At 56.3% G+C, this 10,506-nt stretch carries 11 protein-coding genes; 10 read left to right on the forward strand and 1 reads right to left on the reverse strand.

What is annotated here, in order from left to right; genetic code table 11:
* Positions 1 to 3 precede the first annotated feature (3 nt).
* The 8 genes from ACT54B_RS09470 (at position 4) to ACT54B_RS09505 (ending at position 6,126) form a co-directional block, all read left to right on the forward strand.
* Positions 4 to 858: an N-acetylmuramidase domain-containing protein gene (locus tag ACT54B_RS09470; RefSeq protein ID WP_476044471.1), complete on the forward strand. Its 855-nt coding sequence runs from the start codon at positions 4 to 6 to the stop codon at positions 856 to 858.
* Between the two features lie 34 nt (positions 859 to 892).
* On the forward strand, positions 893 to 1,309 hold the full coding sequence (locus tag ACT54B_RS09475; RefSeq protein WP_476044473.1) for a hypothetical protein: 417 nt from the start codon (positions 893 to 895) through the stop codon (positions 1,307 to 1,309).
* A 75-nt stretch (positions 1,310 to 1,384) separates the two neighbouring features.
* The gene (locus ACT54B_RS09480; protein WP_476044474.1) at positions 1,385 to 1,720 is read left to right on the forward strand and encodes a hypothetical protein; all 336 of its coding nucleotides are present in this window, start codon (positions 1,385 to 1,387) and stop codon (positions 1,718 to 1,720) included.
* 200 nt (positions 1,721 to 1,920) lie between these two features.
* Positions 1,921 to 2,766, forward strand: coding sequence for a DNA adenine methylase (locus ACT54B_RS09485; protein ID WP_476044476.1), 846 nt, complete (start codon positions 1,921 to 1,923; stop codon positions 2,764 to 2,766).
* 145 nt (positions 2,767 to 2,911) lie between these two features.
* Positions 2,912 to 3,133, forward strand: a complete 222-nt coding sequence (locus ACT54B_RS09490) for a hypothetical protein (RefSeq protein ID WP_476044478.1) — start codon at positions 2,912 to 2,914, stop codon at positions 3,131 to 3,133.
* A gap of 472 nt (positions 3,134 to 3,605) precedes the next feature.
* Positions 3,606 to 3,962 carry a hypothetical protein gene (locus ACT54B_RS09495; RefSeq protein ID WP_476044480.1) on the forward strand — a complete coding sequence of 119 codons (357 nt, stop codon included), beginning with the start codon at positions 3,606 to 3,608 and terminating at the stop codon, positions 3,960 to 3,962.
* Positions 3,963 to 4,599: 637 nt separating this feature from the next.
* On the forward strand, positions 4,600 to 4,866 hold the full coding sequence (locus ACT54B_RS09500; RefSeq protein ID WP_476044482.1) for a hypothetical protein: 267 nt from the start codon (positions 4,600 to 4,602) through the stop codon (positions 4,864 to 4,866).
* A 483-nt stretch (positions 4,867 to 5,349) separates the two neighbouring features.
* Positions 5,350 to 6,126 (forward strand): CPBP family intramembrane glutamic endopeptidase, encoded by a 777-nt coding sequence (locus tag ACT54B_RS09505; RefSeq protein ID WP_476044484.1) that lies wholly within the window; start codon positions 5,350 to 5,352, stop codon positions 6,124 to 6,126.
* Between the two features lie 167 nt (positions 6,127 to 6,293).
* Here the strand turns inward: ACT54B_RS09505 and ACT54B_RS09510 are convergent, their stop codons facing one another.
* Complete coding sequence (locus tag ACT54B_RS09510; RefSeq protein ID WP_476044485.1) at positions 6,294 to 6,668, reverse strand: nuclear transport factor 2 family protein; 375 nt, start codon at positions 6,666 to 6,668, stop codon at positions 6,294 to 6,296.
* Between the two features lie 441 nt (positions 6,669 to 7,109).
* Here ACT54B_RS09510 and ACT54B_RS09515 point away from each other — a divergent pair, with 441 nt between their 5' ends.
* A complete protein-coding gene (locus tag ACT54B_RS09515) occupies positions 7,110 to 9,413 on the forward strand; it encodes an AAA family ATPase (protein ID WP_476044487.1) in 2,304 nt (767 codons plus the stop codon).
* Between the two features lie 3 nt (positions 9,414 to 9,416).
* Positions 9,417 to 10,232 carry a GIY-YIG nuclease family protein gene (locus ACT54B_RS09520; protein ID WP_476044488.1) on the forward strand — a complete coding sequence of 272 codons (816 nt, stop codon included), beginning with the start codon at positions 9,417 to 9,419 and terminating at the stop codon, positions 10,230 to 10,232.
* Positions 10,233 to 10,506 lie beyond the last annotated feature (274 nt).

The following is a 10,506-nucleotide window of genomic DNA, read 5'->3' on the forward strand; positions in this document are numbered from 1 at the left end:
GCCATGAACTTTGCTGGAACCGGGCAGACGCTGTCCGGAGAGGATTTTGCGCGCGCCGCCAAGGCCCTTGGCTGCGATCAAGCGGCCATCCGCGCGGTGACCTTTGTCGAGGCGCGCGGTAACGGCTTCGACGGGAAGCGCCGGCCGGTCATGCTGCCGGAGCGACACGTGTTCTTTCGCAACCTGTCAGGCCTGAAGCGTGACTCTGCCGTGACATCCGGCCTTGCCTATCCGAAATGGCGACCGGGGAATTATCCAGCGACACAGGACGCCCGTTATCTTCTCCTCGAGGAGATGATGGCGATCGACGAAGGCGCGGCGCTCAAGGCTTGTTCCTGGGGGCTGGGCCAGGTGCTGGGCGAAAACTTCGCCATGTGCGGCTTTGCCTCGCCGCAGGTGCTGGTCGAAAAATGCCTGCAAGGCGAGGGCGGTCAGCTCGATGTCATGATGGCCTTCATTCGCGGCGCCGGCCTCGCTGATGCTCTCCGCCGGAAAGATTGGGCTGGTTTCGCGCGAGGCTATAACGGTCCGGGCTTCCGCGAGAACGAGTACGAGCTGAAGCTCGGCCGCGCCTATGCCCGCTTCCAGAAATACAGCCCGGCTTCCTATGACCCGTTGTCCGATGGCCTGCTGTCGCTCGGCGACAAGGGTCAGATCGTCGCCACCCTGCAGCGCGCCCTTGGCATTCACGCCGACTGCGACTTCGGTCCGCTCACGGAACAGGCGGTTCGGAAATTCCAGCAGGCCCATGGCCTCACCACAGACGGCAAAGTCGGCCGCACGACCGGTTCGGCCCTTGGCCTTCCCTACTGGCCTATCGTGCCGGAGTCCGCGCCCGTGAAGGGCAAGGCGAAGTAATCCCCTTCCACCACCCCACACATGGAGAACACTGATGAACAGTACGGTTATTCACCGGCTGATGGATTTGCTCGGCCTGATCTTTGGCGCGCTGGTCGCCTGTGACTGGAGCACCCTCGGCTTTAACCCGGGCATGGCGGCGACCATGGCAGCCTATGTCTTCTTGGTCGACAAGATCCTGAAGCTCGCCATCAACCTCACCGTCGACGGTCCTGGTGGCCTCTTCGCGAAATGGGATACGAACACGGCCCATAACGTCGTCAACGTGATCGGCCTCTTCGTCGCCAGCATGCTCGCATTCGACTGGTCCGGTCTCGGCCTGTCGCCGAAGGCGGCTGCAACCATGGCCGGTGCGTTTCTCTTCGCCGACAAGGCTGTCAAGTTCTGGCTGAACATCAACCGCTCCGGCTGGGCCGAAATTCTTATCCCTCCCAATCGCATCCGCTCCTGAAGCGGCAGATCCTCGACAGGCTCCAGCGGAGACATTCGCTGGCGCGCTCCACACATCTAGAAATGAGAGGATCGAATGAACACGATAGAGCTGATCGAGTTCATCGGCATCAAGATCAGCTTTGCTGTCGCAGGGCTGGGGGGCGGGGTGTTGCGGGCGTTGTCGCGCAAGAGCTTCACGCTTCGGGAAATGACCGCATCGCCGATTTGCGGGGCGCTTGCCGCCTCGTACCTCACAACGCCCGTTGTGGCCTACCTGCACAAGATCAATTGGCCCCTGCCTGAAGATGCAGTCGCCACCGAACATGCCACTGCTTTTCTGGTAGGCGCATCTGCCATGTGGATCGCCGACCTAGTCTTTGGCGCCGTCGCCCGCTGGGTGAGAGGCGGGGGAGGTTCGGCAGCTTCCTGAGGGATGCTTTTGGAGATCCGGCCGGGACTACTAGTCCCGGCCGGCATGCTGCTGCCTGGCCACGGGTGGCTGCAGCCTTGCGGCTGCAAACGGCGGGTCATGATTGGCGTCAGACCCCCGCCCGGTAAGATCTGGATCATCACCGCACCCGCTGCCTTTGCAGGCATTGGCGGGTTTGCCAGAGGAAATGATCCACTGCAATGACTGATTTGTTCCAATTTCCCATGACGACTGTTCGCGCTATCAGCCCACCGGCCGCATACATCGGTGGCAAGAGGGCGCTGGCCCAACGCATCGCTGCCCTGATCGAGCAGATCCCTCACAAGACCTATGTCGAAGTGTTTATGGGGATGGGCGGGGTATTCTTCCGCCGACAGCTCGTGCCATCCTGCGAGGTGATCAACGATCGCTCGGCGGATGTGGCGGGCCTCTTTCGCATCCTGCAGCGTCATCTGCCGCAGTTTCTGGAAACGATCAAGTTCCAGCTTTCTGGCCGGAAAGAGTTCGAGCGGCTGACCAAGGTCGATCCCTCGACGCTGACAGATCTCGAACGCGCGGCGCGCTTCATCTACCTCCAGCGCTTGGCCTTCGGTGGCAAGGTGAGCGGGCGTAGCTTCGGTGTCGATCGCTCAGGACCTGCCCGCTTCAGCACCGCCCGCCTCGGCCCGCTCTTCGATGAAATTCACGAACGTCTTTCGGGCGTTGTCATCGAATGTCTCGACTGGCGGGAGATCCTGAAGCGCTATGACGGACCGGACACGCTGTTCTATCTGGATCCGCCCTATTGGGGCTGTGAGAAGGATTACGGGGAGGGCGTGTTCAATCGGTCCGATTTTGCGGAAATGGCGGAGATGCTCTCGGCGATCAAGGGCCGGTTTATGGTGTCCCTGAATGACACCCCTGAGGTACGGGATACATTCAGCCGCTTTCAGATCGTTCCGGTCAGCCTGCTGTATACGATCAGCGGAGGGCAGGGGAAGGAGGTTGGCGAGGTGATCATCCTCGACGGCCGTGAGCCCATGCCCCGGAATCTGCCGAGAAGTTGAGGGCAGCAAAACCATTGCTCGCCCGCCGAGGGCACGCGGCCGGGCGAGCGACGTTCTTCCAATTCCAGGAGAAGGAAGCACTCTGATTGCTCGCTTTCGACCGCGCTTCCGAGCGAAATTCGGTCATCAACAACGGAGCGCAACCATGAAAAACGAAACTGAAAATGCCGCCTTCATCCAGATGGTAAAGGCCATGCAGCATGAAGCCGAGACGCTGATGAATGCGGTCGATACAGCCGCCGGGGATCTCGGTGAGGGGCGCCGCAACGGCGCGATTGGTGCGCTCTGCGCTCTCGATGAGTGTCTGGAAAGGCTTGCGGCATTCAACTCCGCTATCCGGGCGCTGCATCGGATGGCGCCGATGTGAGTTCGCTGACTTACACCAAAACCCCGCCAACCGGATCGGTCGGCGGGGTTTTTCATTTTGACCTTGCTGCAGCGTTTCGAGCTTCGGTTAGGCGCCGATCCTCTGCAACGCTTGGGGGTGTGAGGATGCCTTTCCCTCTCCCGCCGCACTCATTGCACCTGTATCGGTCATTGACGAACCGTCGCACGGGGTTAATCCGCTTTAGATCAAGAGCGGTCCTGTGCTCGCAGCTCTCGCAGTAGACATAAACCGAATAGCCATATTCCAGCAGTGATCCATAGGTGTCGATTATTATGGGGCCGTCTGACATAATCCGTTTCTCCGATGACGCCTTCCCGGTGAACGAAAATAGAACGAAATGGGGCGTGATCAAGAGTAATCTGCAAGCTGGTTGACATGTAAAATTGTTGCTTCTCATTTAACCCGGCTTCATCGAACAGATACTGTTTTTGCCCATACCTTGGAGATCGCAATGAATTTCATGAAAGGCGCATTAACCGCGTCGCTCGCAATAGTCTGGTCAGTTCCGATGGCGGCTGCTGATGATACCAACATGGCAACAGTGGCCAAGTATGCCAAGGATGGCCATGACGGGTTTAGAGGCTTTATCTTCGCGTCGGGGCGAACACTGGACGCCGTAAATGAGGTGCTCGCCCAGCGCGGTCAGGGGAGGCTTTTTTGTACTCCGGAAAAAGGTGTGATTACCGGAGACCAGTACGTGGATATATTAAGCCGATATATAGAAAGAAATCCGAAAGCCGGGCAGATAGATATCAATGGCCTTGGCTATGTAATGCTCCTCTCGCTTGAGGAGTTGTTTCCTTGCTAACATATGAAGCCGAAGCTCCATACTTTCTATTCCAAGCGAGGCGACGGTTGGTTGAATTCGTGACCGCGATTTGAGCCACAAAATGAGCCACAAAATGAGCCCCAAGCGCGCGGAGAATGTTAAAAAAATATATAAATAACAATAGCGCGGGTAAAAGTTGAACGCGCTTCACCCGCGTCTGCCCTCCTTCAAAGGAGCTGCCCCTCGGATGATCAGACAACTGGCTGAACTTTCAAATGGATCAGTTGACTGCGGAAAACCTGATCTGGAGGCCTAGGCGGGAACGACCTTTAGGCAACATAGGATCACTGGTTTCCAATTGGCAGGAACTGCTCTCTGCTGCATTGTTAAGTCAGGGCGAGAAGGTCTATGTTTTACGGCGCCACAATATGGCCTATATTAAGTAGTATTAATAAAAGTGCTCATTAATAAAAATACAAAATATCTCTAAATCTGGAAATAAATATTTTTGGAAGGATCCATGACATGACTTACATTTCTAAGCCTGAACTTACGGACAATTCGAGTGCTCGAACGGTCGCGAGATTTATGTTGGAGGCCAGTCTTATTGCATCTCTTTTGTTCGTCGGATTGGCGATATTTCTACTTTAGAATTCATCCAACGGAGGATATCAGGATGACCCATGCCAATGAGAACAACAAGATAAACGGCCTCCTAACAACGGCGAAGGAGGTGCTCTTTCGAGCTGGATACCGTACCGCCAACATGACCGCGAAGCCTGGCATCGGTTTTGCTCACGAAGGCGGAATTATCAGGAAGATGTTGAAGGGAGTGCAGGCAAATTCAATGATTGTCTATCTGCCCAAAATGCCGGAAGAACTGCAAAGATGGGAGAATGAAGGAGGGCAAGGATACAGCGGTATCGTTGTGGAAAGGACGTGATTGGCCCGCCTCTGCGGCTCGGCATGTTGGACATGCTCGAAATGGTCCTCGAAGGTGAATGCGCAGACCGCGGCATATCTCATCTGGGCCAAACAGCACGATACCTTGAAATCTGCCTTCAACATGCATTCGCACTGGGAATTCAGGATCGGCGTCAACTTCAAGTGTTCATTCGGAACTTGGCACAAAACGAAATGGACATTGCTGAAGTCCTCCGCGATGGACCCCAAACAAGAATTCCAACACGAATGATGCTTCTTCCGCCCAAGTCCCTTCTTTCTTTAGTGAAGCAGAATTAAGGTTGGTCAACATCCATCCGGGAACGGGTTTGCGGTCTCGATGAATGCTCTTCGCTTCGACAAAAGGAGGGGGATTTCTTTTCTAGATGCTCCAAAGTGATAGAACCTCATTTAAGTGGATACAGAATAGGTCTGATACTGATATAGCATTGACGCAGATAATGAACTCTTTACGGATAGCGCCATGCTCAGCACCCCATCCAGTCACAATGAGCGCCTGCCGTTTGAAACACTGGACAGCGACTTTCCTTACTATAACGGTGTTCCATGGCGCATATCGGTTTCCGGATGGCTGATTATTCTTGCGGGTGTGATTGCAGGCTTTGTGAGCCTGGTGCTCCCCTTGCCATTTGAGGATGGCATCTACACCGGGTGGCTGCGGGCCGCGTTGTTTGCAGGTATTCCGCTTTTAGGCCTGAGGATTGCAACACCGGTAGGATGGTTGGCCATCTTCAGGAAAGTTGGCTTCGGTGAGCTCATGCTCATGATTTCCTTCGCTCTCTTGAACATCCTTATAACGCTGGCTATCGGCGCTGCCTTAAAGGCTCTTGGCACTGTGTCTTCGAACCAAGCCGTTGCAGACGCCGCAGGCTTGAACGGCATGCTTCTGGTGAATTTCTTTGCCAAGGTCGGCCTTCAGCTTCTGGGAGAAGAGCTAATCACAATCCTCCCTTTCCTGGCCATTTTCACATTTTCATATCAAGTGCTCGGCCTTGGCCGAAACGCCTCGATTATCTGCGCGTGGACCTTGTCTGCAATTGCTTTTGGGCTGATCCATCTACCGACCTACAACTGGAACATCCTGCAATGTGTTTTGGTCATTGGAAGTGCCAGAATTGTTTTAACACTGGCTTATATGTGGTCCAAAAATATCTGGGTAAGCACAGGAGCTCACATCATCAATGATTGGACCCTTATTGCCGTGACAACGTTACTTGGGCCACTCGCCGCCGCCAGCTGACAGAGCAGAATGGTGCAAGTCTGTATTTTTACTGCCCGAAAATTCAGCATACGATCGAAGGGCAAAATTGCCTTCTCATCAAGCTGGCAAGTTGCCGAAGGCTGCGAAGTGTCGTCTCCAAATATGTTGGCGGGGCTCGATGATTGTCAGACCTGCAAGTCCGTTGGTCAGAGGTCTCCGATCCTGGAGCAATGACCTGCCACGACGCGCCATCCACGTTCGCCTTCAACCCAGATTCGCGTGTAGGCGAAAGTGCCCGACACCGGATGCTGGTCGTATATGGCTTCCAGTTTAGCTTTGGTCGTTGCGACGATGTGGCCGTGTCTTGGGTGAAGAGTCGTCTCGAAGAGATCAAGACGCCGGATCTGCAGGACGCGGCTACGGTGGGCCTCCAAATCCTCCGCCTTCGTCATTACGTTTCCCATCGGGCCTGTGAAGACCAGGTCGTCGTCAATCAGTTCAGATAAAGCTCCAACATCGCCCGCTATCATTGCAGCTCGAAGCGCCTCTTCACGGGCTAATAAGTCTTGGGTTTGCTGCATTGCGGCTCCTCACGCTGTCCATCGAACGAAACGTATTTCAAATTGCTTGGCTAAGGAGGGGTGGCATGTGGTAGGCAGTTTCCGCAAGCCCCCAATCGGGTCTCTAACCCATCTTAGGCAAGGCCATGTTTGTCCTGCAGCGTCCGTTTATGGGCCGGAAGCTGTAGGTCTGGTTCCGAAGGAACGGGGTTATAAGCGGAAATATGCAGCGCGACATGATGCATCGGCTCCAATCTGTTCTGCTCCGTTGGAGAGCACGCGACCAGCGGGAGTACCTATGAGATTGTTGCACCAGCGGGCGCAGTCTCGCCACCACTATCCTACTTGGGGTAACCGGCGAACGCGGGCACTATGTAACAGGCGCACACTTGTTTGTAAGATGCATTTCCAATAACGTTTGCTAGCTAGGGTTGCTTTTCGAGTGGTATTGGGGGAAATCGCTTGATTACTGAAATCGAGATCGCCGGCGTGGCGACATATCCAGCGGGCGGCGAGCGGCTGACGGACCTGAAGAAGGTCAACTACCTGTTCGGCCACAACGGTTGCGGCAAAACGACGATCTCGCGCGCGATCCGTAACCCGTCGATCAACGCGGGTTATAACGTGAGTTGGCGCGACGGACGCCAGCTTGAGGCGCTGGTCTTCAACCGAGATTTCGCCGATGCCAGCTTCGGCGACCAGATGCAGGGTATCTTTACGCTCGGCCAGGATTCGACGCGGGCGGTGGCGGAGATCGAGCGCCTTACGGGCGAGATTGCTGGACTTGATAACGATCTGGTAAACCTGCGCCGGAATCTCGTCGGTGTGGACGGGGCCGGCGGCCGCGAGGCCGAACTCGCGGCGGCGCGCGCAGCACTGATCGAGGCATGTTGGAAGTCGCAGGTCGACCACAAGGACACGTTCATGAGCGCCTTCACCGGCTTCCGTGGCAAGAAGATCGACTTCTGCACGAAGCTGCTGGCCGAGGCAGAGGGCAACACTTCGGAGTTGAAGACCCTGGACGCCCTGACGGCAGAGGCGGCGACCGTCTTCCAGGATGCCGCGACGCCGGAGATCGCGATCGCTCCGATTTCCTTCGACCGCTTCGCGGGTCTGGAGGCTTCCCCGATCCTCGCCCGAAGCATTGTGGGCCGCGACGACGTGGTCGTGGCCGCTCTCATCGGCCGCCTTGGCAACAGCGATTGGGTTAAGCAGGGCGTTGGATATCTGACCAACGCCGATGGCCCATGCCCATTCTGTCAGCAGCAAGCGCCCACAAGACTGCTTGATGATCTCAATGCGTTCTTCGACGAGCAATATGAGGCTGATCTCGCCTCAATCAGCCTTCTCGCGGCGGCGTATGAGGAGGCCGTCAATGCCGTCGTCGCCCGCATTGACGACCTCGTTGCGACGTCACATCGGTTTGTGGATGCGGCGGTCCTCGGCGAACGCTTCTCGGCATTGAAGACTGCTTTCGAACTCAACATTGAACGTATTGCGGCGAAACGTAAGGAGCCGAGTGCTTTGGTAGAACTCGACGCTACGGTCGAGCTGACTGCTGCAGTCGCCGCTCAGATCGCAGCGGCGAATGAAGAGACCGAGCAGTATAACGCCACCATTCGCAACCTCGCCAAAGCGAAGTCGGCGCTGACCGCGCAGATATGGAGGTTTGTCGTTGAGGAACGACGCACGGATCTCGAAACCTACCAGACTACGGCCAGCAAGCTTAACCGAGCGATCGACGGTATGCGCCGCAGCATGGACCACAATCGCACGCGGCGAGCGGAACTAAGACGCCAACTTTCCGCGATCGAGGAGACGATCACCAGCGTTCGCCCGACAGTTGATTCCATCAATCGAATTCTCAGCCAGTATGGCTTTTCCAACTTCCGCCTTGAGGTGGCGGGTGAGCGCGAGGACATGTATCGCCTCGTTCGACTGGACGGGAGCGATGCAGCTCACTCCTTGAGCGAAGGGGAGCGCTCTTTTATCACCTTCCTCTACTTCTATCACCAGCTAGCTGGCAGCATTACGAACACCGGTACCGCCGTCGAGAAGGTTGTGGTATTCGACGATCCCGTCTCCAGTCTCGACGCCGACGTCCTCTTCGTGGTCAGTGCTCTGATCCGCAAGGTTATCTCTGATGTTCGCCAGAATGCAGGCAACGTACGGCAGGTGTTCGTGCTCACTCACAACATCTACTTTCACAAAGAGGTCAGTTTTGACCGAGAGCGCCGTGACCGTGCGCGGCCGTTCGAGACTTTCTGGATCGTTCGGAAACGCGAGAATGTGTCGTCGCTAACCCGTTACGATTACAACCCGATCAAGACTTCATACGAACTGCTGTGGGATGAGGTGCGCAACCCGGACCGACCGAACCTTACCATTCAGAATACGATGCGCCGGATCGTCGAGAACTATCTGACTGTGCTTGGCGGGCTGAAGCAGGACGAAATCGTCGCACTTTTTGAAGGACGCGATGCCCAGATATGCGCCTCGCTGTTTTCGTGGATCAATGACGGATCGCACAGCTCACACGATGATATATACGTCGCCGTCGATGACAATGCAGTGCAAGGCTATCTGCGTGTCTTCAGAGAGGTGTTCGAGCGCACGGGGCACGGCGCGCACTACCGGATGATGATGCGTATCAGCGAGTACGAAGCGGAAGATGTCAGAGTGGCTGCGGCGCAAGCGGACGCAGTCACCGCTTATCTCGTTGCGTCTGCCGAGTCCCAACATCTTGAGCAGCCAGCGGCTGGATAGGCGATGGCTGCACCGGTTTCGATCGATAGAGCGTGGTGGGAGCATCTTACACCATCACCGATGCATAAGCTGCGCGGAGAGGTCCAACGGCATCTGCGTGACTGGTGCGAGACGGAGTATGGCAAGTTCTGGCTTAACAGCGCGCGAGAGCCAGGTGGCGTGATCCGGATCAAGGCTGGCGACGCCATCCCAGATTTCCACATGGTCATGATGCGCAACGGCTTGAAGTTCGTCGCGCCGCAACAGCGCATGCGTGCGGGACACCGGCACGTTTCGATCGGCGCGCGTGATTATAGGTCCGGTAATCCTCGACAAGCGGAGGAGCTCATACTGTCACCCGTGATCCGGCTCGACCTGGTGACCGACATGGCGCTCATGGCCGCGGCGCGCAGGTTCGACATCAATCTGCCATCGGCGCACGTGTCGGAACCAAGCATCTTGTTCTCGGCACCTGCTAACCTCCTCATCGCGCCGCTTGATTGGCCGAAGAAGTCGTTCGTCCTCTACCAGCATATCTTCGGAGAGGGCAACTCCTACCCCGTCGATGGCTACTTCTACGTCGGCATCACGACGCGGAGCTGGAAGACCCGCTGGGCCGAGCATCGACGCGCGATGCGCAAGGGCAGCAACCTGTTGTTCCATCGCAGGCTGCGGGAGGAACTAGAGGCTAAGCGGGTGACCTACATCCATCACAAGGTGATGGCCGTCACCACCGACGTGGAAGCGCTGTATGAAGCGGAAGAAGCGCTGGTGCGCGGCCATTGGCATGATGGTAGACGGCTCAACATGATCCCTGGCGGTCGGGCTGGTTACCGCTAACTTTAGCGTGCGTAATTGGTCGCCCCAATCTCTGAGGAATGTCATAAGCAATGTCGGCTTTCAGGATGTGGCAAGTATCGCTCGAACGGCTGGAATGGAGGCGCTTTGCGGACTAGGTAACCGGACCGGCTGCTTGCAGGTTTTCAACCAACCGGGCTCTACGACCGTAACGAAGGCGCGAAGCAGCTATGCTCCTTTGTGAGTGCAAAGATAGTTCCCCCCAAAAAGTAGAAACTCTTCCAAAGCCGTGCAGCAGAACGAGAGTGAACGCCCC

Source organism: Gellertiella sp. DMC107, from assembly GCF_056313605.1.